Source organism: Prosthecodimorpha hirschii (assembly GCF_001305515.1).
Taxonomy (GTDB): Bacteria; Pseudomonadota; Alphaproteobacteria; order Rhizobiales; family Ancalomicrobiaceae; genus Prosthecodimorpha; species Prosthecodimorpha hirschii.
This window is the reverse complement of sequence record NZ_LJYW01000001.1, coordinates 3,421,362-3,446,083: the sequence shown is the minus strand read 5'-3', so window position 1 is coordinate 3,446,083 and position 24,722 is coordinate 3,421,362. Positions and strand designations below refer to the sequence as shown.

General features: G+C 70.0%; 22 protein-coding genes. 9 read left to right on the top strand and 13 right to left on the bottom strand.

Annotated elements, in window-relative coordinates:
- Positions 1–277: 277 nt before the first annotated feature.
- The 10 genes from arsC to ABB55_RS14990 all read right to left on the bottom strand — a co-directional run bounded on the left by arsC (position 278) and on the right by ABB55_RS14990 (position 9,077).
- Positions 278–712: an arsenate reductase (glutaredoxin) gene (gene arsC / locus ABB55_RS15035; RefSeq protein ID WP_054359534.1), complete on the bottom strand. Its 435-nt coding sequence runs from the start codon at positions 710–712 to the stop codon at positions 278–280.
- Entirely contained in the window at positions 705–1,775 is a 1,071-nt protein-coding gene (gene arsB, locus ABB55_RS15030) for an ACR3 family arsenite efflux transporter (protein WP_054359533.1), read from the bottom strand. The genes arsC and arsB overlap by 8 nt, the downstream gene beginning before the upstream one ends.
- On the bottom strand, positions 1,762–2,292 hold the full coding sequence (locus ABB55_RS15025; protein ID WP_054359532.1) for an arsenate reductase ArsC: 531 nt from the start codon (positions 2,290–2,292) through the stop codon (positions 1,762–1,764). Before ABB55_RS15025 ends, arsB begins: the two co-directional genes overlap by 14 nt.
- Positions 2,285–2,638: an ArsR/SmtB family transcription factor gene (locus tag ABB55_RS15020; protein WP_054359531.1), complete on the bottom strand. Its 354-nt coding sequence runs from the start codon at positions 2,636–2,638 to the stop codon at positions 2,285–2,287. The genes ABB55_RS15025 and ABB55_RS15020 overlap by 8 nt, the downstream gene beginning before the upstream one ends.
- A 195-nt stretch (positions 2,639–2,833) precedes the next feature.
- Positions 2,834–3,826: an FAD:protein FMN transferase gene (locus ABB55_RS15015; protein ID WP_054359530.1), complete on the bottom strand. Its 993-nt coding sequence runs from the start codon at positions 3,824–3,826 to the stop codon at positions 2,834–2,836.
- Positions 3,827–3,834: 8 nt separating this feature from the next.
- On the bottom strand, positions 3,835–6,018 hold the full coding sequence (locus ABB55_RS15010) for a PepSY domain-containing protein (RefSeq protein WP_054359529.1): 2,184 nt from the start codon (positions 6,016–6,018) through the stop codon (positions 3,835–3,837).
- 17 nt (positions 6,019–6,035) lie between these two features.
- Complete coding sequence (locus tag ABB55_RS15005) at positions 6,036–6,506, bottom strand: DUF2271 domain-containing protein (RefSeq protein ID WP_054359528.1); 471 nt, start codon at positions 6,504–6,506, stop codon at positions 6,036–6,038.
- Positions 6,507–6,535: 29 nt separating this feature from the next.
- Positions 6,536–6,949, bottom strand: coding sequence for a hypothetical protein (locus tag ABB55_RS15000; protein ID WP_054359527.1), 414 nt, complete (start codon positions 6,947–6,949; stop codon positions 6,536–6,538).
- A 92-nt stretch (positions 6,950–7,041) separates the two neighbouring features.
- Entirely contained in the window at positions 7,042–8,340 is a 1,299-nt protein-coding gene (locus ABB55_RS14995; protein ID WP_083464124.1) for a HAMP domain-containing sensor histidine kinase, read from the bottom strand.
- Between the two features lie 65 nt (positions 8,341–8,405).
- Entirely contained in the window at positions 8,406–9,077 is a 672-nt protein-coding gene (locus ABB55_RS14990) for a response regulator (protein ID WP_054359525.1), read from the bottom strand.
- Between the two features lie 138 nt (positions 9,078–9,215).
- Here ABB55_RS14990 and ABB55_RS14985 point away from each other — a divergent pair, with 138 nt between their 5' ends.
- Positions 9,216–9,518 carry a PepSY domain-containing protein gene (locus ABB55_RS14985; protein WP_054359524.1) on the top strand — a complete coding sequence of 101 codons (303 nt, stop codon included), beginning with the start codon at positions 9,216–9,218 and terminating at the stop codon, positions 9,516–9,518.
- A gap of 115 nt (positions 9,519–9,633) precedes the next feature.
- Here the strand turns inward: ABB55_RS14985 and ABB55_RS14980 are convergent, their stop codons facing one another.
- The 3 genes from ABB55_RS14980 to ABB55_RS14970 form a co-directional block, all read right to left on the bottom strand.
- Positions 9,634–10,440 (bottom strand): IclR family transcriptional regulator domain-containing protein, encoded by an 807-nt coding sequence (locus ABB55_RS14980; RefSeq protein WP_054359523.1) that lies wholly within the window; start codon positions 10,438–10,440, stop codon positions 9,634–9,636.
- Positions 10,441–10,655: 215 nt separating this feature from the next.
- Positions 10,656–12,092 (bottom strand): glutamine synthetase family protein, encoded by a 1,437-nt coding sequence (locus tag ABB55_RS14975; protein WP_054362071.1) that lies wholly within the window; start codon positions 12,090–12,092, stop codon positions 10,656–10,658.
- 74 nt (positions 12,093–12,166) lie between these two features.
- Entirely contained in the window at positions 12,167–13,528 is a 1,362-nt protein-coding gene (locus tag ABB55_RS14970) for an aromatic ring-hydroxylating dioxygenase subunit alpha (RefSeq protein ID WP_054359522.1), read from the bottom strand.
- Between the two features lie 502 nt (positions 13,529–14,030).
- On the opposite strand from ABB55_RS14970, the gene ABB55_RS14965 reads away from it, so the two are divergent.
- The 8 genes from ABB55_RS14965 to ABB55_RS14930 all read left to right on the top strand — a co-directional run bounded on the left by ABB55_RS14965 (position 14,031) and on the right by ABB55_RS14930 (position 24,716).
- Positions 14,031–15,434, top strand: coding sequence for an aldehyde dehydrogenase family protein (locus ABB55_RS14965; protein WP_054359521.1), 1,404 nt, complete (start codon positions 14,031–14,033; stop codon positions 15,432–15,434).
- A gap of 2 nt (positions 15,435–15,436) precedes the next feature.
- Positions 15,437–16,474 (top strand): D-cysteine desulfhydrase family protein, encoded by a 1,038-nt coding sequence (locus ABB55_RS14960; protein ID WP_054359520.1) that lies wholly within the window; start codon positions 15,437–15,439, stop codon positions 16,472–16,474.
- Positions 16,471–17,727 carry a sarcosine oxidase subunit beta family protein gene (locus ABB55_RS14955; RefSeq protein ID WP_054359519.1) on the top strand — a complete coding sequence of 419 codons (1,257 nt, stop codon included), beginning with the start codon at positions 16,471–16,473 and terminating at the stop codon, positions 17,725–17,727. Before ABB55_RS14960 ends, ABB55_RS14955 begins: the two co-directional genes overlap by 4 nt.
- A gap of 3 nt (positions 17,728–17,730) precedes the next feature.
- Positions 17,731–17,994: a sarcosine oxidase subunit delta gene (locus ABB55_RS14950; RefSeq protein ID WP_054359518.1), complete on the top strand. Its 264-nt coding sequence runs from the start codon at positions 17,731–17,733 to the stop codon at positions 17,992–17,994.
- Entirely contained in the window at positions 17,991–20,930 is a 2,940-nt protein-coding gene (locus ABB55_RS14945; protein ID WP_054359517.1) for a sarcosine oxidase subunit alpha family protein, read from the top strand. The genes ABB55_RS14950 and ABB55_RS14945 overlap by 4 nt, the downstream gene beginning before the upstream one ends.
- Entirely contained in the window at positions 20,923–21,447 is a 525-nt protein-coding gene (locus tag ABB55_RS14940; RefSeq protein ID WP_054359516.1) for a sarcosine oxidase subunit gamma family protein, read from the top strand. Before ABB55_RS14945 ends, ABB55_RS14940 begins: the two co-directional genes overlap by 8 nt.
- Positions 21,448–21,459: 12 nt before the next feature.
- Positions 21,460–22,821, top strand: coding sequence for an aminotransferase family protein (locus tag ABB55_RS14935; RefSeq protein ID WP_054359515.1), 1,362 nt, complete (start codon positions 21,460–21,462; stop codon positions 22,819–22,821).
- A 287-nt stretch (positions 22,822–23,108) separates the two neighbouring features.
- Positions 23,109–24,716 (top strand): ABC transporter substrate-binding protein, encoded by a 1,608-nt coding sequence (locus tag ABB55_RS14930; protein WP_054359514.1) that lies wholly within the window; start codon positions 23,109–23,111, stop codon positions 24,714–24,716.
- Positions 24,717–24,722 lie beyond the last annotated feature (6 nt).

The following is a 24,722-nucleotide window of genomic DNA, read 5'->3' as shown; positions in this document are numbered from 1 at the left end:
GGTCGATCGATGTGGTCAGGGCCGACCCGCCCGTGCGCGAGGCTGTCCTCCCGGGCAGCAAATCGATCCGGCACCGCCGGGCTCTCCCGGAGCAAGACCGGCCTGGTCGGTTTCGAAGCAAACTGGCGACAACTGGATGAGATCCGGGATCCGGTGCGGGTTTCTGCAAGACATTCGAATCGGCGCGCGCGGGTTCGCCGCGCCCGCATGACGGGACGCGGGAGCGCTCGGATCGAGCGCCGGCTCGCCCGTCCCCCATCCCGTCGACGACGCGGTCTCAGCCGACCCGGCACCCGGTCGCATCGATCAGCAGCGAACCGTCCTCCTTGGCGAAGGGGCCGGGCGGGAGGCGGTCGAGCAGATCGAGCACCGTCTCGCTCGGCCGGCACAGCCGGACACCCCTTGCGGTGCAGACGATCGGACGGTTGACCAGGACGGGGTGCTCGAGCATGGCGGCCAGGATCACGGCATCCTCGACCGACGGGTCCGTCAGCCCGAGTTCGGCGGCCGGCGACTTGGTCGTGCGCAGGGCGGCGCGCGGGGTCAGGCCGGCGGCGGCGAAGAGGCCGAGCAGCTGCGGCTCGGTCCAGCCGGTCCTGAGGTAGTCCACGATCGTCGGCCGATAGCCGGCCGCCTCGACGAGGGCGACGACATTGCGCGATGTCCCGCAATCCGGGTTGTGATGGATGACGACGTCGCGGACTTCAGCCATGACGGGGCTCCTTGATCGCTGCGGCGGCGCGGCGGACCGCCGGCGCGGCCTCGTACCAGTCCTTGCTGGCATTGACGATCTTCACGACCGACAGCATGACCGGCACCTCGATCAGGACGCCGACCACGGTGGCAAGCGCCGCGCCGGACTCGAAGCCGAACAGCGCGATCGCGGCCGCCACCGCCAGTTCGAAGAAGTTGGAGGCGCCGATCAGCGCCGACGGGCCGGCGACGCAATGCTGCTCGCCGGCGATCCGGTTGAGCAGGTAGGCGAGGCCCGCATTGAAGTAGACCTGGATCAGGATCGGCACGGCCAGCAGTGCGATGACCAGCGGCTGCGCAATGATCTGCTCACCCTGAAATCCGAACAGGAGGACCAGGGTGGCGAGCAGCGAGAGCAGCGACAGCGGCTGGACCACGCCCAGGAATCGGCCGAGCGCCGCCGCGCCGCCGGAGGCGAGCAGGCGCCGCCGGACGACTTGGGCGACGATCACCGGCACCACGATATAGAGCACGACCGAGAGGACGAGCGTGTTCCAAGGCACCGTGATGGCCGAGAGCCCGAGCAGGAAGGCGACGATCGGCGCGAAGGCGACCACCATGATGGTGTCGTTGAGCGCCACCTGGCTCAGCGTGAAATGCGGCTCGCCCCGGGTCAGGTTCGACCAGACGAAGACCATCGCGGTGCAGGGCGCCGCGGCCAGGATGATCAGTCCGGCGATGTAGCCTTCGATCTGGTCCGCCGGCAGCCAGGGCCGGAACAGCCAGCCGATGAAGAGCCAGCCGAGCAGCGCCATCGAGAAGGGCTTGACGGCCCAGTTGACGAACAGCGTCACGCCGATGCCGCGCCAATGCGCGGCGACCTCGCCGAGCGCGGCGAAGTCGATCTTCACCAGCATGGGCACGATCATCAGCCAGATCAGGACGGCGACCGGCAGGTTGACCTTGGCGATCTCCGCTGCGCCGATGACCTGAAAGACACCCGGCAGGGCGTGGCCGAGCCCGATGCCGACGACGATGCACAGGGCGACCCAGACGGTCAGATAGCGTTCAAAGCGCGACATCGGCAGCCTTTCGCGATGCGCCGTCGAGATGGCCGATCGCATCGAGTTCGCGCGTTATCGCCATGGAGTCGAGGCTGCGCATGGGGAGGTTCACGAACACGGAAATCCGGTTGCGCAGATACCGAAAGGCCTGCACGAACGCCTTTTCTTTTTCGATGTCGGTGCCCTCGACGGCAGCCGGGTCCTCGATGCCCCAATGGGCCGTGAAGGGCTGGCCCGGCCAGACGGGACACGCCTCGCCGGCGGCGCTGTCGCAGACGGTGAAGACGAAGTCCATGACCGGAGCGCCTGGGACGGCATAGATGTCCCAGGCCTTCGACGAGAAGCCCTCGGTCGGATACTCGTAGGCTCTCAGGACCTTGAGCGCGAAGGGGTTGACCGTGCCCTTCGGCTGGCTGCCGGCCGAATAGGCGTTGAACCGGCCGGCGCCGTCCTTGCGCAGGATCGCCTCCGCCAGGATCGACCGGGCGGTGTTGCCGGTGCACAGGAACAGTACATTGTAGGGGCGATCAGCCATCGGCGCTCTCCGGCGTGCAGCATGCGGAAGGTGTGGTAGCCATCAGGCCGCACAGCTCCGGGTGTCCGCCGCAGCAGTCGTCGAGCAGGAAGCCCAGGACGGCGCGGAGCTGCGGGATCTCGGCCCGGTACAGGATCGACCGGCTCTGGCGTTCGGCCGAGATCAGTCCGGCGCGCGCCAGCACGGCCAGATGCGCCGACATGGTGTTGTGCGGCACGGCCAGACGGCGCGCGAGTTCGCCGGCCGGGATGGGATCGGGCGCACTGGCGACCAGCATCCTGAAGGTGTCGAGCCGCGTCGGCTGCGCAAGCGCCGTCAGGGCGAGAATCGTTCGTTCTTGGTCCATATGTCGAGACTTATCGACATTTCATGACGGTTCTGCAACGCCCTGACGTTGCCCGGGGACATGATCGCCGGCGTCCCGGCTGCCGTCTGCGGACCTGCCGGGCGCCGATCCGAGGACCGGCCGCCATGCCGGCGGCCGGTCGAAGGGTCGCGGGGACGACGCCATGACCGCGCGAAGCGGCGGCGGACACCCACGTCATGGATGCTCGCCGACGGCATCCCGGCGCGACCATCGCTGCGGGGACAGAACCATCTCGCCGTCGCGATCCAAGGCCAGGACCCGCAATCCCCTGCGGTCGGCGAGTTCGCGTCCCGCCGCAGCACCGGCGACCAGGACGGCGGTCGCCCAGGCGTCGGCCGCCATGCAGGTCTCGGCAAGGACGGTGACCGAGGTCAGGTCGGACGCGGCCGGCGCATTGCGGCGCGGATCCATCGTGTGAGAGATCCGGCGCCCGTCGACCTCCCGGACATGGCGGTAGTCGCCGGAGGTGGCGACCGCGCAGTCGGCCAGTTCGAGGATGCCGGCGATCGCGCGGTGGCCCTCGCACGGCCGTTCGTGGGCGATCGCCCAGGGCCGCCCGCCGGGCTTGGTGCCGCGGGCGAGCATCTCGCCGTCGATACCGACCAGCCAGGATCGGAGCCCGGCCGCCGCCATCACGCGCCCGAGCTCGTCGACACCGAAGCCCTTGGCGATGCCCGAGAGATCCAGGCGCAGCGCGACGTGCTTGCGGGCACGCCGGTTGACGCGGTCGAGCTCGAGGGTCTGCGGCGCCGCGCAGTTGCGCCGCCGCGCGACCGCAGCCGCGGCGGCCGGATCGGGCGCACCGGCGCCGGCACCGAAACCCCAGGCCGTCACGAGATCGCCGACGCCGATGTCGAAAGCGCCGCCCGAAGCCGCCCCGATGGCGAGGGCGGCGTCGAGCACGATGGCGAGCTCGGCCGGCAGGTCGATCCATTGGCCGACCGGCGCGGCATTGAGCCTGTTCAGGTCGGAGCCCGGCTTCCAACTCGACATCTGGCCGTCGACCCGATCGACAGCGGCCTGCAGGGCTGCTTGCAGGCCGGCCGGCTCGAAGCCGGCGGCTGCGTGAACGACCGCCGTCCAGCGCGATCCCATGGTCGGGCCGCTCAGGGCATGGCGCAGGGGCGTCTCAGACCGATCGGACGCCGTGACCGGAAAACTCGACATGACGGACCTCAATAGATGTCTTCGACGTAGCGTCCGGTCGACTTCAGGGTGGCGAGATCGAGACCGAGCGGACGGACGACCAGCTCCAGGGCGTGGGTGACCGACTGCGCCATGTCGCGCCCTCCGCAGACGAGCACCTGGGCGCCGTGCCGGATCAGTTCGCGCAGGCGCGGGGCGTCGGCGGCAATGCGGTCCTGCACATGGGCCGGACTGCCGGGTCCCCGGGAGAAGGCCGTCACCAGCGTGGTCAGGCGCCTTTCGGCCAGGTACTGGGCCAGTTCGTGCTCGTAGAGGAAGTCCGACGCCGGACTGCGGCCGCCCCAGTAGAGATGGACCGGACGACCCGCATCGTTGGCCCGCACGAAGCCGGCGAGCGGACCGATTCCGGTGCCCGCGCCGATCAGGATCAGCGGCGCCGTTCCTTGCGCCGGGCGGAAGCTCGGATTGTCGCGGATGAAGGCATCGATGCGGCCGCCGGGCGCCAGTCCGTGCAGGAAGGTGGAGCAGAGCCCGCCTTCCCGCAGCCGGACGCAGATTTCGAGGATGCCGTCGCGGGTCGAGGAGGCCAGCGAATAGAAGCGCGGCATGGCGCTGCCCGGGGGCAAGATGCCGACGAGATCGCCGGCTTCGAATTTCGGCAGCCGGCCGGGTCTGGAACCCTGCAGGGGCGCGCGGAAGCGCAGGATGGCGACCGGCGCACCGACGGCGGCGCCGTAGTCTTCCCGTTCGGCGAGTTCCAGCACGGTGGTCCGGGCGGTCTCGGCGACATGCTCGAGATCCAGCGGATGGCCGAGCAGGATACCGAGATCGCGGCCCCACTGGGCGAATTCCTGGGCCGACTGGCGATCGATCCGCTTCAGCGGCATCAGGCAGGGCCACCCCTTCTCGGCGAGCGCGGCCGCGATCGTGGCGGCATAGCCGCAGAAGTCCGGGAAGGTTCGGTCGCCGAAACCGAGCACCGCATAGGGAATCCGGCCATCGAGCGTCGCCAGCCGGGCCTGGAACCGGCGCGCCGAGGCCGGCGCGTCGCCGTCGCCATAGGTGGCGGTCAGGATCAGGAGCCGCTCGGCCTGAAGATGCTCCGGCCCCAGCGCATTCATCGCAGCGATGTGGACGACGTGGCCGGCCTGGCCGAGCGCCGCCTGCAGGCTCTTCGCGAAGCCCCAGGTGGTGTTGCTCTCGCTACCGACCAGGATCACCGTATCGGGCGTGTCGGCGGGAACCGTTGCGGTCGCCGAGGCGTCGCGGCCGCGGCGCCACCAGGCGGCGAGGCCGGTGGCGCCAAGCACCGGGACGGCGGCTGCCGAAAGGCCGAGGAGAAGGCCGACGAGCCACAGGCCGCGGCCGGTATGGAGCATCGTGACGACGGCCTGCACGCGCTCGGGAAGGACGGCCGGCGTGAATCCCGCCAGGGTCCCGGTCGCCGGGTCGACGAGGCCTTCGCCCGCGGACGTCTTCAGCGTGAGAAGGCCGGCCGGATCGCCGGCGGCCGGAAAGTCGAGCCGCTGCAGCGCGGCGAGCGGCGTTTCCCGCAGCGCCTTGAGCGAACCGACCGGGGCCGGCGCACCGCCCGAGGCCGACACGGCGGGACTGTCGACCGCGCCTTGCGCAATCAGGCCGAACGTATCCGCCGTCATCCACAGGCCCGTCACCGAGGTCACCAGCAGGCCGACGACGGCGAACCGGCCGGCCTGCAGGTGCCAGCGCTGCGGGACCGGTCCGCGCACCGCCCCGAGCATTCCCCGCCAGCCGCCCAGCGCCCTGAGCAGCAGGGCGAGGCCGGAGACCGACATCGCCAGCATGGCCAGGGCCGAACCGCCCGCCGCAATCCGCCCCGCATCGCCGGCCAGGAAGGCGCGATGCAGGTCGGTCACGAAACGGAAGAAGCCCGAGGGCTGCCAGGGGCCGAGGCCCGCTCCGGTCGCCGGGTCGACGCGCTCGACGGCCGCCTCGTCGCCATCCGTATAGGCGACCGTCACGATGCCGGTCGGGCGGACGACGATCCGCTCGACCGTCTCGTGGCGGGCGGCCACCGTGGCGGCGAGATCGGCGACCGTGGCGGACGCCGGAATCGGCGGGTTGGACAGGCGGTCGATGGCCGGCTCGACCGACAGGACGGCACCGGTCAGCGCGGTCACGGAGAGGACCACGGCGAGCGCGATGCCGGGGAGCGAATGCAGGCGGCGAAGCATGGCGGATACCGGTCGGTTCAGAAGGTGATCTTGAAAGACTTCACATAGCCCTTGCCGGCGAGTGCCTTGCCGGAGGCTTCCGTGGCGATCGGCGCGACGATCTCGGAGGGATTGTCGCGGCCGTCCTCCACGGAGGTGTCGACATGCAGCTGGTAGCCGGCGTCGATCAGGGTGTCGGCGAGGTCGACGGTGATCTTGAGGGTCTTGCCGGCGCCGATGCTGGCCCCGGTGATGCCGTCGATCTCGGCCGCGCGGCCCCCGGACAAGCGCTGCCAGTCCGACAGGTGGCGGTAGTACTTGGCCTTGTCGCCGGCCATCCAGAGCGTGCCCTGATACTTGCCGGCGGCATCGGTGACGTAGAGCGCGACATAGGCCCCGGGCCCGCCATAGGCCTTCAGCTGGGTCTCCAGGGTGACGTCGCGGGCCTCCGCGAAGCCCGGGGCGATCAGGGCGGTGGTGGCGGCGAGGGCCGCAAGGGTGGTCTTCATGAGGTCTGTCCTTTCCGGTCCGATCGGGGTCACTGCACCTCGACCTTCGGGCGGCTCTTGCCGCCGAAGAGCCCGTTCTGGGGCATCGGGGCGGAGGGATCGCTCGGGCCGGTCGGCGAGAGGGCGGTGCCGCCGCGCGCGGACCCGCCGCGGCCGTTGCCGTGATCGTCGTCATCGTCGTCGTCGTCGTGGTGGCGGCGGCCGTGATGGTCGCGACTGTCGTGATGCCGGCGCCGTTCGGAATGCTCTTCCCGGCGGCGGTGGTGGCCGTCGTGCCCGTCGGCCGAGGCCAGGACGATCCGGCCGTAATCCTCGTCGAAGGCGCCCGCGATCGCCGCCACGGGGTCGCCGGCGAACCTGGCGAAATGGCCGGCCGCAAAGGCAGAGCCGACGACCGCGGTCGATGCGAGAAGGGCCGTCAGAACGATGATGCGCTTGGTCATGATGGTGTCTCCAGGCTCGTTGGCCTGGGGCACTGTCGGGCCCGCCGCTGACGCCCAACTGAAAGCGCGCTCGAAAGTCGTTCAGCCCGGCGTCAGGATCGGGCGCGTCGGGAGCCGGTCGCGGAAGCGAAGCGGACGGTGGCCCGGAAGCCGTCGCTTCCGCCGGGAACGGGCGACGCGAGGTCCAGCGTCAGCCCGGCGCCCTCGCAGATGGCCGCCGCGATGGCGAGGCCGAGCCCGGACCCGGCGGCGCGGGTCGGACCGCGCTCGAAGGGCCGGGTCAGGGCGGAGAGCCGATCGGCCGGCACGGCCGGACCGCCGTTGGTCACCTCGAAGCGATCGTCGGCGAGCCGAATCCGGACCGATCCATCCGGATCGCCATGCCGGACTGCGTTCTCGACCAGGTTGCGGGCCAGCACCGCGAAGGCATCCGGATCGAGGTCCAGCGCGGGGCCGCCGTCGGGCGGGATCGTCACGTCGAGCCGGTCGCCGCAATCGAACTGGCGGTCGAGCTCTTCGACGACGAGGCGCAGCACGGGCCCGAGCGGCGCGGGATGCTCGGAGACCAGCCCGCCACCTTCCGCCTTGGCGAGCTGCAGCAGCTTTTCGGAGAGCCGCGACAGCCGGCGCAGGGACTGTTCGATCGCCCGTGCCCGCTCGCGGCGCGGTTCGTCGGCGAGTTCGGCGACGAGCCGCTGGGTCTGGGCGAGCGCGGCGGCGATCGGCGTGCGCAGTTCGTGGGCGCTGTTGGCCGTGAAGCCGCGTTCGGCCTCCAGAGCGCTGCGCAGGCGGGCGATCAGCGCATTGACCGCGTCGGCGAGCGGCAGGATCTCGTCGGGCAGGCCCTCGATCGACACGGCCGAGAGGTTGCCGCGTCCGCGGGCCTCCAGCCCGCTGCTGAATTCCAGGACCGGGCGCAGCGTCAGCCATACGGCGAGCCAGACACCGGCGACCGCCACCGGCACCAGGGCGGCGAGCGGCCAGAGCAGCGCCAGGACCGCCTTGCGCACGGCCGCGCCGCGATGGGCGAGATCCTCCGCGGTGGTGACCAGGATGGTGCCCTGGACGGCGGCCTCGGTGTAGATGCGCAGCGTCGCGGTGGTGGCGAAGCCGTGCGTGAGGTCCTTCGGGATGGCGGAGCGGTCGGCGTCGCTCGACTGGAGGAGCACCGTGCCGGCGGCGTCGCGCACCACGTAGGTGATGTATTCCCGGTGCGGGCCGACCGGCGGCACGCGCTGCGGTTCGTCGCTGTCGCGCGCCAGCACCTCGGCATAGGCGAGCGGCAGGACGCGCTGGGCGACTTCCTGCAGCGCGCTGTCGAACACCTCATCGATCTCGTGGCGCAGGACCAGGCCGGCGACGGTGGCGGCCGCAAGCCAGAGGACCGCCATGCCGATGCCGATGCCGAAGGCCAGGCGGCGGCGGAGACTGCGTCCGGCGAAGCGGAGCGCGGCCTTCACGGCCGTCGCCCCGGGCTGCCCAGGCGATAGCCCATGCCGCGCACCGTCTCGATCGTCTCGGCGCCGACCTTCTTGCGCAGCCGCGCGATATAGACCTCGATGGTGTTGCTCTCGATCTCGGCGTCGAAAGAATAGAGCCGCTCCTCCAGCTGCGCCTTGGACAGGAGCGCGTTCGGACGCTCGACGAACGCCTCGAACAGCGCCCACTCGCGCTGCGTCAGCGCCACCACCCGGCCGCCACGGCGGACGGTGCGCCCGGCGAGGTCGATCTCCAGGTCGCCATGGGTGACGAGCGGATTCGGATTGCCGGAATAGCGCCGGCCGACGGCGCGGACGCGGGCGGAAAGTTCCTTGAGATCGAAGGGCTTCACCATGTAGTCGTCGGCGCCGGCGTCGAGCCCGGCGATGCGGTCGGAGATCTGGTCGCGGGCGGTCAGGATGACCACCGGGGTCACGTCTCCGGCCACGCGACGGCCCTTCAGGAAGTCGAGCCCCCGGCCATCGGGCAGCATCAGGTCGAGCAGGACGAGGTCGAAAATCGCGGCGCGGACCGCGTCGGACGCCGCGGCGACGCGGGTCGTCCAGTCGACGGAATGGCCGTCGGCGACGAGCTGGTCGCGCACGGCCTGGCCGAGCACCATGTCGTCTTCGACGAGTAGAATCCGCATCACGCCCCCGCTTCGGCCGCCTCGGCAGCCTAGCGCGGCCGGGCGAAGGGCGGTTCGGGATTTTTTTCGCGGCGTTCAGCCCATCGTCAGCCTGGCGTGGTCCGATCGGCCTCGTGTCGCCCGTCTGGAGACGCCCCCTTGACCCGCATCGCCGGCGCCATTCTGCTCGTCCTCACGCTCGCCTGCGGTCCGGCGGCGGCGGATTCCTATTGTCGGGTGCCGCTGGCCGACTGGCAGCCCCGCGAGGCCCTGCAGCGCAAGCTCGAGGCCGAGGGCTGGACGGTCGAGATGATCCGCGCCCATGACGGCTGCTATCGCGTCCACGCGGTCAACGCCGCCGGAGAACGGCTGCAGGGCCGGTTCGATCCGGCCACGCTGGCGATGGTCGGCCGCAGGGGAGAAGGCCGCGGCCATCGCCACGGCGACGACGATCACGACTGACCGGCCAACGCGACCGGCCCGGACCCCGGCGGTCCGGGTCCATCGCTCCCTCGCCCGCGCAGGCGTGGCGGGCAGGTTCGAGTCCGGGACCGGGGCCGGACACGGAGACGATCGGTCAGGTGAAGACGTCGCCCCGGCCGGCCTTGAGGGCGGTTTCCAACTGGACGGCGACGTGGCGCACGATCGGGAAGATGTCCGACAGCAGCTGCCGGGTCGAGACCGCGCTCATGCTGGTCAGCGCCGTCACCGCCCCGGCGACCTTCTGCTGGCTGTCGAAGAACGGGACCGCCAGCGAGCGCACGCCGACCTCGACCTCCTGTTCGACCAGGGCGTAGCCGCGGCTGCGCACCAGTTCCAGTTCGCGGCGGAGCAGTTGCGGATCGACCGTGGTCTTGTCGGTCAGCAGGACCGGACGGCTGCTCTCGATCAGCCGGTCGATCGCCTCCGGCGTATCGAAAGCCAGCATGGCGCGGCCGGTCGAGGTCGAGATCAGCGGCAGGCGCCGCCCGACCGGCACGGTCACGGCCAGGGCGCGCTGGGCGATGGCGCGGGCGGTATAGACCGATTCCGTTCCGTCGCGCACCGCCAGCGCCACGGTCTGCTCCGAGGCGGCGCTCGCCGCCTCCAGGAGCGGCATGGCGAATTCCGAGAACGGCAGGGCCGACAGGTAGGAATAGCCGAGATTGAGCACCTTCGGGGTCAGCCGGAAGGAGCGCCCGTCGCGCGCGATGAAACCGAGATGGGCGAGGGTCAGCAGGTAGCGCCGGGCGCCGGCGCGCGTCATCCCGGTCCGGTCGGCAACCTGCGACAGGCTCATGCTCGGATTGGCGGCGTCGAAACTCATCAGGACGCTCAATCCGTGCTCCAGCGACGCCACGAAGTCGCGGGGCTTGTCGTCAGTCGTTGCAGTCTCGTCGAGCATGCCTCACCTCTCCCCGGGCCGCTGCGGCGTGCGCCGGCCCTGGACGTCCCATCGATTCCGGCCATTCCCACGATCAGTCAATGTCATGATCGCACGGCGCCGACAAACCTTGTCTTGAGCCCGCGCGCATCGTGATGCGGCATGAGCGCCCGAACCGTCCCGTCGCCCTGCCGGCCGCCGACAGCGGGCTGCCGGCCGCCAACAGGACGCGACCATCAGAAGATTTCGAAATACTCCCGGTGCTCCCAATCCGTCACCTCCGCGTGGAAGCGCGCAATCTCGGCCGTCTTGATATGCACGTAGTAGTCGATGAATGTATCGCCCATTGCGCCGCGGAAGAAAGTGTCGGCATCGAGAGCGGCGACGGCCTCCTGCAGCGTCCGCGGCAGAAGCGGCCGGTCGGCCTCGTAGGGCACGTCCGCCGACGGTCCCGGATCGAGCGCGCGCGCCATGCCGTCCATGCCGGCCAGCACCTGCGAGGCCATGTAGAGATAGGGATTGGCGGCCGGCTCGCCGACGCGGTTCTCCAGGCGCGTGCCCGGATCGCCCGGGCCGCCGAGCACGCGGATCATGGCGCCGCGGTTGTCGCGCGCCCAGACCGCGCGGTCGGGCGCCAGCGAGAAGGAGCGATAGCGCTTGTAGCCGTTGATGGTCGGCGTGCTGAACACCGTCGCGGCGCGCGCATGGTCGAGAAGACCGGCCAGATAGCCCTGCCCGGCCGCCGACAGCGGGACGCCCGGTGCGTCGGCCATGAAGGCATTGGCGCCGGTGGTGCGGTCGACCAGGGATTGGTGCAGGTGCCAGCCCGACGAGACCACGTTCGGGATCCGGGGCCGGCACATGAAGGTGGCGTGATAGCCGTGCCGCCGGCAGATCTGCTTCACGGCGCTGCGGAACAGCACCATCAGGTCGGCCGGCAGCAGGCCGGCCGTCGGCTGGAAGGTGAATTCGCACTGGCTCGGGCCGAACTCGACCTCGACCGACCGGAGCGGCAGCCCCAGGGCCTGGATGTCGCGGCGGACGATGTCGAGAACCGGCGCGATCTGGTCGAAGCGCTGCTCGGTCAGATACTGGTAGCCGTGCGAGATGAGGCTGACCGCGGGCGGCTCGCCCGGCTGACCGGCATCGGCCGGCCGCATATGCGCGTCCTCGACCTTGAAGACGTGGAACTCGACCTCGAGCCCGGCCATGAAATCGTAGCCGCGCGCGGCGAGCGCCTTGAGGACGGTGCGGTAGAGATGGCGCGTGGCGAAGGGCACCGGCCGGCCGTCGTGGAAATAGGCATCGCACAGCAGCCAGCCGGTCTTCTCGGCCCAGGGCAGGATGCGGAAGCTGTCCGGATCGGGGATCATCAGCGCGTCCGCCGCGCCCTGCATCTCCGGCATGCCGAAGCCGCCATTGGCCGTGAAGACCGGGAACACCGAGCGATGCGAGGTGTCCTTGGCGAACATCGTGGTGGTCAGGGTGCAGCCGCCGTCGAGGGCCTTGAGGGCCTCTTCGGCGACCAGCGTCTTGCCGCGCAGGATGCCGTGCTGGTCCGGAAACGACAGGCGGACCAGCTCGAGCTTCTCGCTGCGGACGATCTCGGCGACGCGCCGGGTGGCGTCCCGGCGCTCCACGGTCTGGAGCCCGTGGCGTTCGACAAAACTCACGATGGCCACTCCGCTGGCTGATCCGGTCGAGGTCTTCTGGGGACGGTCAAGGGGCGGCGGTCACGCGACCGCGCTCATTGCGCCGCGGTCAGGTGGGGCACCTGCGCGGCGATCTCGGCGGGAACCGGGGCGGCCCAGGGCGCACCGCGCCGGCGCCTCACGTCGACCTCCATCCAGTAGATTTCCCAGCCGGCGGTCGGGCCGATGCCGTCCATCGTCGCCGGCCCCTGGATGCTGCGCGCATGGGCCTCGTCGAGCACCAGAAGCGGCGTGCCGCCGCCGGACGCGGCCTTCTCGATCTCCTGGCGCAGCAGGCGGCGATACTGGATGATCGCCTTGTCGGACTGGCCGAGATGCTCGCGGGTGCGGTCCTGGATGGCGCCCATCGATTCGACGGCCCACTGATCGTGAACGTTGATGTCGAGGCCCATGCCCGTATAGGTCTCGGTCGCCTGCTCGTGCGGATCGAAACCGTAATCGTTCGACTTGTTGCGGCGCGAGACATAGTCCGGCAGCGCGTAGAGTTCGAGGCGCTGGTCGCGCATCTTCTGCTTGTCGACCGGCGACGAGAAGCTCGTGAAGATCGCGTACCAGTAGCAGTTCTCGTCGTCGATCGGCACATGCCACTGCGTGATCGTCATCTCCGCGCTCATCGGAATGACGAAGGCATGCGGGAACAGCTGGTTGGTCACCCGGACATGGGTGCGCTCCTCATCGATCTGGCGCAGCGCGATCAGGCGCAGGCCGTATTCGGTCTTCTCGACATTGATGATCGGCCGGTCGTATTCGCGCAGGATCCGGGTCATCGGCAGGTCGCTGCCGGCCGAGGCGGCGCGGAACTGCTTGCCGTAGGACGCCGACGGGTCCTCGTCGTGGAAGAAGCGGTGCAGGAAGGAGGCGTGGGCGGGGTCGATGCCGACCTCGAGCGCCTGCAGCCAGTTGCAGTTCATCATGCCCTTGAAGGCGAAGGTGTGGCTGCCCGGAGCCGTGAAGCAGTCGATCTCCGGGAAGGCCGGAGGCGTGCCCTGACCGAGATAGGCCCACAGGATGCCGCTCTTCTCGACCACCGGATAGGACCGCTGCCGGATGCCGGCGCAGAGCTTGGAATCGGCCGGTTCGGCCGGCGTCTCCAGGCACTTGCCGTCGACATCGAACAGCCAGCCGTGGAACGCGCAGCGCAGCCCGCCATCCTCCAGCCGGCCGAAGGCGAGATCGGCGCCGCGATGCGGGCAGTCGCGGTCGAGCAGCCCGTAGCGGCCGGCCTCGTCGCGGAACAGGACGAAATTCTCGCCGAGCAGGCGCACCGGACGGATCGGGCGCTCGCCCTGCAATTCGTCGACCAGCGCGGCAGGCTGCCAGTACATGCGCATCAGCTTGCCGGCCGGAGCCTTGGGACCCGTCCGGGTGATCAGGTCGTTCTGCTCTTGGCTCATCATAGCGCCGGATCCCTCATGCTCGTCCGCGATGAATGATCGCTTCCCAAAGACGTGCAAATGACGAACACTTGTTCGACCATAAGCGTGATGGATACGCGCGCAAGCCGGTTCCAGGCGCGCGGACCGGGCCGACCCGGGTCGGGCCGGTGGTCCTGCGGCGCCGGGATGCGATAGCGCCGCGATCCCATGATGCCTATCGTTCGCATGCTGAATTAAAGTTCGCAATAGCGCCGATGACATATCGGGACTGCAGCGATGATGCCCAGCCCCCGACCCTTCCGCCGGACCGGTGAAACGGACGGCCGAACCCGCATGGCGGACCGGAGAGCCCGCGCGGGAGAGGCCAAAAGGCGCGCGATCCGGACCCTCCCGACCCGGATCCGCGGGCGGGTTCCGGCGATCGGAGCGGCAGACTAAAAATTGCTCTTGCGAACAGAAGTTCAGGATGCGTATGTTTTCTCCATTCCCTCCATCAACGCATGTCACGGGGCGAACGGGCAGAATGAACGAGGCCATGCTGATCGCCGGCCAACGGGTCGGTGCGCGCGAGTCCTTCGATGTCGTCGATCCGGCCACCGGCAAGGTGTTCGCGTCGGCGCCGGATTGCAGCGAAGAGCAGCTCGAAACGGCGATCGAGGCCGCCGCGCGCGCCTTCATCCCGTGGTCGCGCGACCACGGCGCCCGCCGCCGCGTGCTGATCGCCTGCGCCGAAAAGGTGCGGGCCCATGCCGAAGAGCTCGGCCGGCTCATCTGCCGCGAACAGGGGCGCCCGCTGCCGAAGGCGATCGGCGAGGTGATGGGCGCGGCCCGCTGGTTCGAGCACACGGCCGGTCTCGACCTGCCGGTCGAGGTGATCCGCGACGACGACGCCATGCATGTCTCGGTGCATCGCCGCCCGCTCGGCGTCGTGGCCGGCATCGCGCCCTGGAACTATCCGGTCATCTCGGCGGTCTGGAAGATCGCCCCGGCGCTGCTCGCCGGCAACACCATGGTGTTGAAGCCGTCGCCCTTCACCCCGATCGCCACGCTGCGCCTCGGCGCGCTGCTGCAGGACGTGATCCCGGCCGGGGTGCTGACCATCGTCTCCGGCGGCGACGCGCTCGGCCGCGCCCTGGCGGCGCATCCGGCGATCCGCAAGGTCTCGCTGACCGGCTCGGTCGAGGCCGGCAAGAGCGTGGCCGGCGCGGCGGCCGCGGATCTGAAGCGCATCACCCTGGAGCTCGGCGGCAACGACGCGGCCATCGTGCTCGACGACGTGCAGCCGGAGGCGATCGCCGACAAGCTGTTCTGGGGCGCCTTCCAGAATACCGGACAGGTCTGCTGCGCCATCAAGCGGCTCTATGTCCACGAGGACGTCTACGAGCCGGTGAAGGCGGCGCTGATCGCCCGCATCGCCGCCGCGCGCATCGGCAACGGCTTCGACGACGGCGTCGATCTCGGCCCGATCTCCACCGCACCGCAATGGACCCGCGTGCAGGAGCTCGCCGAGGATGCGCGCCGGGCCGGCGGCACACTGCACGGGGACGCAGCCCTGCCGGAGGCCGGCGGCTACTTCATGGCGCCGCAGCTCGTGACCGGCCTCGACGATCGCGCACGGCTGGTCGCCGAGGAGCAGTTCGGCCCGCTGCTGCCGATCCTGAGCTTCCGCGACGAGGCCGAGGTGCTGGCGCGGGCCAATGCAACCCATTTCGGCCTGTCGGGCTCGGTCTGGAGCGGCAGGCCCGAGCGCGCCGCCGAATTGGCCGGCGCGATGGACTGCGGCACCGTCTGGGTCAACCAGCATCTCGCCCTGATGCCGATCGCGCCGGTCGGCGGACACAAATGGTCCGGCATCGGCGTCGAGAACGGCAGCTGGGGCCTCGCCACCTATACCGACCTGCAGACCCTCTCCGTCGCGAAGGCCTGATCATGGCACTTGACGCATCGACTATCCTGTCCCGCCTCGATGCCCTGCCGCGGCTGCGCGTCCTGCACGGGCCGAGCCCGCTGGAAGAGGCGAAGGCGCTGTCGCGCCATCTCGGCGGGCCGCGCATCTTCCTGAAGCGCGACGACCTGACTGCCGCCGGCCTCGGCGGCAACAAGGTCCGCAAGCTGGAATTCATCCTCGGTCGGGCCCTCGCGGAAGGCTGCGACACCGTCATCGTCTGCGGCGGCTACCAGTCGAACCTCGCTCGGATCGCCGCCGCCATGGGCGCACGCGCCGGCCTGCGGGTCGAACTGGTGCTCGGCGGCGTGCCCGGCGAGCCGCATCCGAACACCGGCAACCTGCTGCTCGACCATCTGTTCGGCGCGAATGTCCATCTGGTCGAAACCGAGCCGCGCTGGGATTTCGGCACGGCGATCCCGGACCTCGCCGCGCGGCTGACGCGCGAGGGGCGTCGGGTGATGATCATGCCGCTCGGCGGATCGAGCCCGCAGGGCATGGCCGGCTACGTCATGGCGACCGCCGAGATGATGCAGCAATTCGGCGAGGCCGGCATCGCGCCGGACCATCTCTATGTCGCGGTCGGTTCCGGCGGCACCTATGCGGGCCTGGTGCTCGGCGAGTGCAATCTCAATCCCGGCTATCGCGTCACCGGCGTCAGCGTCAGCCGCAAGGTCGGCTATCTGGTCGACAAGGTGATCGCCGAGACCGCCGAGGCGGGTCCGATCCTGGGGCTGCCGCGCGTGCCGACCGCCGAGTCCCTGTCGCTGATCGACGACCAGATCGGCGCGCAATACGGCACGCCGACCGAGGCCGGACGCGAGGCGCTCGGACTGCTGGCGCGCCTGGAGGGCGTGCTGGTCGATCCGGTCTATTCGGCCAAGTGCCTGGCCGGGCTGATCGACCATATCCGCAGCGGCCGCATTGGCCGGGACGAGACCGTGGTCTTCCTGCATACCGGCGGGACGCCGGCCCTGTTCGCCTACGATCCCGCGCTCATCCTGCCGGATGCCGCCGCATGATGCCCTATTCGGTCTTCGCCCTGGCCCGACAGGCGCTCACCGGCCACCGCTCCTGGCCGGCGGCCTGGCGCGATCCGGCGCCGCGCGCCCGCTACCAGGTGATCGTCATCGGCGGCGGCGGCCACGGCCTGGCGACGGCCTACTATCTCGCCAAGACCTACGGCATCACGGATGTCGCCGTCCTGGAAAAGGCCTGGCTCGGCGGCGGCAATACCGGCCGCAACACCGCCATCGTGCGCTCGAACTATCTGCTCACGGCCAATTCCCGCTTCTACGAACACGCCCTGAAGCTCTGGGAGGGCCTCAGCGCCGACCTGAACTTCAACGTCATGTTCAGCCAGCGCGGCATGGTCAACATAGCGCACAGCAATGCCGAGATCTCGGCCCTGCACCGCCGCGGCAACGCCATGCGGCTGAACGGCGTCGATGCGGAACTCCTGTCGCGTGACGATCTCGGCCGGCTGATGCCGGGGCTCGACCTGTCGGCCGCGGCGCGGTTCCCGATCCTCGGCGGGCTGATCCAGAAGCGCGGCGGCACGGCCCGCCACGACGCGGTCGCCTGGGGCTATGCCCGGGCCGCCGACGCCCGCGGCGTCGACATCATCCAGAACTGCGAGGTGACGGGGCTCCGCCGCGACGGCGACCGCGTCATCGGCGTCGAGACGACCCGCGGCCCGATCGCGGCCGACAAGGTGGCGATCTGCGTCGCCGGCGATTCCGGCCGGCTGGCCGCCATGGCGGGCCTGCGGCTGCCGATGGAAAGCCATGTCCTGCAGGCCCTGGTCTCCGAGCCGGTCAAGCCGATGCTGGACGTGGTGGCGGTCTCCGGCGCGCTGCATGTCTACATCAACCAGTCCGACAAGGGCGAGCTGGTCATGGGCGGCGACATCGACGGCTGCAATTCCTATGCGCAGCGCGGCGACCCGCATGTGCTCGACCATGTCGTCGAATCCGCCGCGGCCCTGTTTCCCGCGATCCGCCGGCTGCGGATGATGCGCAGCTGGGGCGGCACGGTCGACATGTCGATGGACGGCAGCCCGATCATCACGCGCCTGCCGCTCGCCGGTCTCTATCTCAACGGCGGCTGGTGCTACGGCGGCTTCAAGGGCACGCCGGCCGCCGGCACGGCGATGGCCCATCTCGTGGCGACCGACCGGCCCCATCCGGTCGCCGACCGCTTCACCCTGGATCGCTTCGACACGGGCGACCTGCTCGACGAACGCGGCTCCGGCTCCAGCCCCTGGATGCATTGATCCATGCGGATTCCCTGTCCCTGCTGCGGCCTGCGCGCGATGGCCGAATTCACATACGGCGGCGCGGACGTGACGCGGCCGGCCGCGGCGCTGCCGCTCGATCCGTCCGCCGCGCCGGATGCGGACTGGAACGACTACGTCTATCGCCGCGACAATCCGGCCGGGCCGCATCGCGAGCTCTGGTTCCATGCCGCCGGCTGCCGCCGCTGGTTCGCCGTCACCCGCGACACCCGCACCAACGCCTTCCTGAGCGAGGCCGTGGCATGAGCGGCTGGCGCGCGGCGAGCGGCGGGCGCATCGAGCGCAGCCGGCCGATCGAATTCCACTTCAACGGGCGCCGCTATGTCGGCTACCAGGGCGACACGCTCGCCTCCGCGCTGATCGCCAACGGCGTCGATCTCCTGGCGCGCAGCTTCAAATACCATCGCCCGCGCGGCCTGGTCGCCTATGGGGCCGACGAGCCGAACGCCCTGGTCGAAGTCGGCGAGGGGGCGCGGCGCGAACCGAACGTGAAGGCGACCCAGGTCCGGCTGGTGCCCGGCCTGGTGGCGCGCAGCCAGAACTGCTGGCCGACGGTCGGCTTCGACCTGATGGCGGTCAACGATCTGATCGCGCCGCTGATCCCCTCGGGCTTCTACTACAAGACCTTCAAATGGCCGGTCGCCGCCTGGCCCTTCTACGAGCGGCTGATCCGCCGCGCCGCCGGCATGGGCCGGGCGCCGGCCGAACCGGACCCGGACGCCTACGAGACCGTGCACCGGCATGCCGACTGCCTCGTGATCGGCGGCGGCGTCGCCGGTCTCGCCGCGGCGGAGGCCGCGCTCGACCATGCCGAGAGCCTCGTCGTCGTCGATGCGCTCGATACCTTCGGCGGCCTCGGCACGGCCGAGGAGGCCCGGATCGACGGCCAGCCCTACGGCGCCTGGGTCGAGGCCGTGCTGGCGCGGCTGCGGGCGAGCGGAAAGGTCACCCTGCTGCCGCGCTGCACGGCCTATGGCCATTATGACGGCGATCAGGTCGGCCTGATCGAGGAGGTCGCCGGGGCGGTGCGCCTGCGGCGCTGGATGATCGATGCCGACCGCATCGTGCTCGCCACCGGCGCCTTCGAGCGGCCGCTCCTGTTCGGTGCCAACGACCGGCCGGGCGTCATGCTGGCCGGCGCCGCGCAGGCCTATCTGAACCGGCATGCCGCCGTACCGGGACGCCGCTGCGTGCTCTATGCCAATCACGACGGCGCCTACGAGGCCGCGTTCGACCTCCAGCGCGCCGGCGTCGCCATCGCGGCGATCGTCGATGCACGCGCGACCGTCGCCGAAGCCCTGGCCGCCCGCTGCCGGACCGCCGGGATCCGGCATCTCGCCGGCCACATGATCGCGCAGAGCCGGGGCCGCCGGCGCGTGACCGGCTGCGTGGTGCATCCGGTCGGCCGCCCCGACGCCACGGTGGCGCTGACCTGCGATCTCATCCTGACCTCGGGCGGCTGGAACCCCGCCGCCCATCTGTTCACCCATTCGGGTGGACGGTTGCGCCACGATGCGCGCATCGGCGCCCTGGTGCCGGATGCCCCGTCCGGACCCGGCGGCCCGCCGCCCCGCATGGTGGCCGCAGGGGCCTGCGCGGGCCTGTTCGAGCTGGCCGATTGCGTCGCCTCCGGGCGCGCGGCCGGTGCGGGCGAGACCGTAGGCGCGGCGCCGATGCCGTCGCCTTCGGGCGAGCCGCCCGTCGCGCCGGTCGGCACCGCGTCGAAGCAGTTCGTCGATCTGCAGAACGATGTGACGGTCGCCGATCTCGGGCTGGCGGTGCGCGAGGGCTATCGCTCGGTCGAGCATGTCAAGCGCTACACCACGCTCGGCATGGGCACCGACCAGGGCAAGCTGATCGGCCTGAACGGCGTCGAGATCATCGCCGCCGCGCAGGGCAAGTCGGCGGCGGCGATCGGCAACAGCCGGCCGCGGCCGCCCTTCTCGCCGGTCACCTTCGGGGCGATGGCCGGACCCTTCGTCGGCGACCTGCTCAGCCCGGCGCGGACCACCCCGATGCATCGCTGGCACGCGGCGCATGGCGCCTTCTTCGCCAATGTCGGCAGCTGGCGCCGGCCGCAATTCTACCGCCGCCCCGGCGAGAGCGACATGGACGCGGTCGTCCGGGAGGCGTCCAATGTGCGCCGCCAGGTCGGCCTGACCGATGTCTCGACGCTCGGCAAGATCGACCTGCAGGGGCCGGACGTGGCCCGGCTGCTCGATCATGTCTATGTCAACGGCTGGTCGACGCTGCAGCCCGGCCGCTGCCGCTACGGCGTGATGCTGCGCGAGGACGGCGCGGTGATGGAAGACGGCACCACGACCCGGCTGTCGGACGACCGCTGGTTCATGACCACCACCACCGGCAACGCCGAGCGCATCCTCGCGCATCTGGAACGCGCCCGGCAGGTCGATCTCGCCGGCCTCGACGTGACCATCACGCCGGTGACCGAGCAATGGGGCGCGATGGCGATCGCCGGACCGCGCGCGCGGCTCCTGCTCGGCGCGCTCGAACCCGATTTCGCGATCGACAACGCGGCGCTGCCGTTCATGAGCATGGCCGAGGGCCGGCTCGCCGGGATCGCGGCGCGGGTGCTGCGGGTCAGTTTCTCGGGCGAACTCGCCTACGAGATCTACACCGCCTCCGGCGACGCGCCGGCCATGTGGGCCGCGCTGGTCGCGGCCGGCGACGCCTTCGGGCTGATGCCCTACGGCACGGAGGCGATGATGACGATGCGCATCGAGAAGGGGCTGTTCGTGCCCGGCTTCGAGGCCGACGGCCGGACCCTGCCGGACGATCTCGGCCTCGGCCGGATGGTCAGCACCAAGAAGGAATTCGTCGGCCGGCGCTCGCTCGGACGTTCGGCCTTCACGGCCCCCGACCGCAAGCAGCTGGTCGGACTGATGACCGTCGACCCGACCCGGTCGATCCCGCGCGGCGCGCAGATCATCCGGTACGGGTCGGCGTCGCTGCCGGCGCCGGTCCCGATGGACGGCCATGTGACCTCCGTCGCCTTCAGCCCCGAACTCGATCGCTGGATCGCCCTCGGCCTGGTCGCAGGCGGTCGGGCGGCTCTGGGCGAAACCCGCATCGCGGCCTCGCCGCTGACCAACGAGATGGTGCCGGTGATGCTGTGCGACCCGGTCTTCATCGACCCGGAAGGGAGGCGGCTGCGTGCTTGATCCCTGCTGCATCACCCGTCATCCGCCGGCCCCGCTCGTCGAGGTGATCGGCAGCGACCGCGCCTGGGCGGGCCGGCTGGCCGACGCCGTCGGCGCCCTGGCGGGCGGCGCGACGGTGCTGGCGCTGTCGCCGGACCGGCGCGTCGTCCGGTTCGCCGGCAAGGCGTCCTGGCGCGAAGCCGGTGGCGAGGCGGCTATCGCCGAGGCCGGCGGCCGGTCGGTCGAGGTCGGCCACGCCTGGCAGCCTTTCGCGATCGAAGGCGCCGGCGCGCGCGCGCTCTTGGAACGGGGCATCGAGCTCGATCTCGACCCGCGCCATTTCGCGGTCGGCCATGCCGCCGCGACGCTGTGCGCCCGCGTCCCGGTTCTGCTGTTCGCCGACGGCGCCGAGGCCTACACGCTGTTCGTCGCGACCAGCTATGCCGACTGGCTGGCCGGCTGGCTGGAGACCGCGGCCAAAGCCGTCCGGTCGTCCGCTCCGTCGCAATCGACCGAATGTCTGGAACACGGTTCATAAGGGAGTGCATCGATGACCGTAGCCGCCGAGGCCCTCAAGCATGTCTGGTTTCATGCCACCAGCCCGCAGGCCCTCCGTGCCGAAGGCGGTCTGACCGTCTTCAACAAGGGCGAGGGCTGCTATCTGATCGACGAGGACGGGCGCCGCTACCTGGACGGTCTGTCCGGCGGCGCCTTCGTCACCAATGTCGGCCATGGACGCGCCGAGATCGCCGACGCGATGGCCGCGCAGGCGCGCGAACTGGCCTATGTGTCGCCCTACAACTTCGTGGCGCCCGCGACCGTCAAGCTGGCCGGCGTGGTCGCCGACCTGGCGCCCGGCGACCTGGAGCGGGTGTTCTTCACCTCCGGCGGCTCGGAGGCGGTCGAGACGGCGATGAAGATCGCCAAGCAGTATCATTGGCTCGGCGGCGATCAGAAGCGCACCAAGGTGATCAGCCGGCGCGGCTCCTATCATGGGTCGACCCAGTATGCGATGAGCATCAGCGGGGCGAGCCACGACTTCAACAACAAGATCTTCGGCCCGCTCGTGCCGGGTTGCGTGCATGTCCCGCACAACAACTGCTACCGCTGCGAATATGGTCTGTCGCGCCCGGGCTGCCGGACGCTCTGCGCCAGCATGATCGAGAAGGCGATCCTGCATGAAGGCCCCGAAACGGTGGCCGCCATCATCGCCGAGCCGGTGCCGGCCGCCGCCAGCATCTATCCGGCGCCGGACGACTATCTGCCGATGCTGCGCGAAATCGCCGACAAATACGGCGTACTGCTGATCATCGACGAGGTCATCGATGGGTTCGGCCGGACCGGCAGCATGTTCGCCTGTCAGCAGTGGGGCGTGGTGCCGGACATCATGACGGTCGCCAAGGGCCTGACCAGCGGCTACGTGCCGATGGGCGCGGCCATCGCCAGCAAGCGCGTGTCGGCCCGTTTCGAGGCGGCCAGCGGCCGCGAGGCCGGGCTCAACCATGTGCTCAGCTTCGGCGGCCATGCCGTCGCGGCGGCCGCGGCCTTGAAGAATATCGAGATCGTGCAGCGCGAGGGGCTGGTCGAGAATTCCCGCGAGATGGGCAAGTACCTGCTCGACGGCCTGGAATCGCTGCGCCGGCTGCCGCTGGTCGGCGACGTGCGCGGGCGCGGCCTGCTCGCCTGCGTGGAACTGGTTCGCGACAAGCAGACGCGCGAACCTTTCCGTCCGCAGGATCAGATGTCCGTTCGCATGACGAACTACATGCGCGACGAGGGCGTCCTGGTGCGGACCTATCAGGTGGTCGAATTCGGCCCTCCGCTGACCGCCGGCCGCGCCGAGGTGGAGATGATCATCACCGGCCTGGAGCGCGCCATCCTGCGCTTCGCCGCCGATGTCGGCCTGGCCTGACGGCAAAGTCCCGGACGGCGGCCGCACGCGACGGCCGCCATCCGACAGTCGATCGCCGCCACCCCGGCCCCGGCGGATTTCCGGGGGGACGCAGCCGGCCGGCGACGCCGCAAACCGGCGGCGGCCGGGCCTCGATGAGGTCGGTTCAGGCCGGCCGAAACGGGCGGTGGGTTGCCCATCGTGTAATCAAACAAAAGTTCGCATCTCATAAATTATAGCCAGCACGAGCCTTCACGTCGGCAGTCCGACGTGCTTGAATTCCCTCAACCAGAGACGGGAGCACCGACATGCTGACGCGCCGTACACTGCTTACACTGACCGCAGCCAGCCCGATCCTCGCCGCCGGAGTCTTCAGGGCGGGGGATGTCAAGGCGGCCACGCCGAAGGGCGTGATCGTCCAGGCCAAGCAGATCGACGATCTCGTCAGCGGCTTCGACCCCGCCGAGGCCTACGACATCACCAATCTCGAGGTGGTGCCGAACCTCTATCGCGGCCTGATCTCGCCCGATCCGGCCGACAACACCAAGGTGGTCGGCGATCTCGCCGAGTCCTGGACGGTCAGCAAGGACGGCACCACCTTCACCTTCAAGCTGAAGAAGGATGCCAAATTCCCGTCCGGCAAGGCCGTGACCGCGGAGGACGCCGCCTTCTCGTTCCAGCGCGCCATCAAGCTGAACAAGCAGCCGGCCTTCATCCTCTCGCAGTTCGGCTACACCAAGGACAATGTCGACGCGCTGATCAGCGCCCAGGACAGCGAAACCCTGGTCATGAAGCTGCCCGCCCCGGTGGCGCCGAGCTTCCTCCTGTTCTGCCTGACCGCGCCGATCGGCGGCGTCGTCGAGAAGGCGACGGCGCTGGCCCACGAGGTCAACGGCGACTTCGGCAACGGCTGGCTCAAGCTGCATTCCGCCGGCGCGGGCGGCTACCAGATGGTCGAGTGGGTCGCCAGCGACCACGTCACGCTCGATGCCAACCCGCATTCCGGCAAGCCGGACCAGCCGCGCCGCATCTTCATCCGCCACGTGCCGGATCCGTCGGCCCAGCTTCTGATGCTGCAGAAGGGCGACGCCGACATCGCCCGCAACCTGACCCCCGACCTCCTGAAGAAGGCCTATGCGGAGAAGGACTTCAAGGTCGTCTCGTCGGGCCAGGCCGTGTCCGTCTATCTGGCCATGAACCAGGCGGTGCCGGAGCTGCAGAAGCTGCCGGTGCAGCAGGCGATCAAGTGGGCGCTCGACTATGACGGCATCGCCACCAACATCACGCCCAACATGTATTCGGTCGCGCAGGGCTTCCTGCCGCCGGGCCTGCCGGGCGGATTGACGGACCGCCTCTACAAGAAGGATGTCGCCAAGGCCAAGAAGCTGCTGGCCGAGGCCGGCTTCCCGGACGGTTTCGAGGTGACCCTGGACGTGCCCTCCTCCGCCCCCTATGCCGATATCGGCCAGGCGGTGCAGGCGGATCTCGCGCAGATCGGCATCAAGGTCACCCTGGTCTCCGGCGAGATGCGCCAGGTCATGACCAAGACCCGCAAGCGCGGCCACCAGCTGGCGCTGCTGGCCTGGGGCACCGACTATTTCGACCCCTATTCCAACAGCCAGGCTTTCTGCGAGAATCCGGACGACGGCGAGGACGGCAAGCTGAAGCTGCTGGCCTGGCGCAACCACTTCGTCGACAAGGAGCTGAACGACATGTCGCTGGCGGCGAGCAAGGAGCTCGACAACGACAAGCGCATGGCGATGTATCGCGAGATGCAGCTGAAATTCGCCGAGCGCGCGCCCTTCGCCATGATGCTGCAGAAGATCGCCTCGGCGGTGATGGGCAAGGGCGTCTCCGGCTTCGTGATCGGGCCGCAGACCGGCTTCACCCAGTATGCCGACATCCGCAAGGCGTGAGGACAA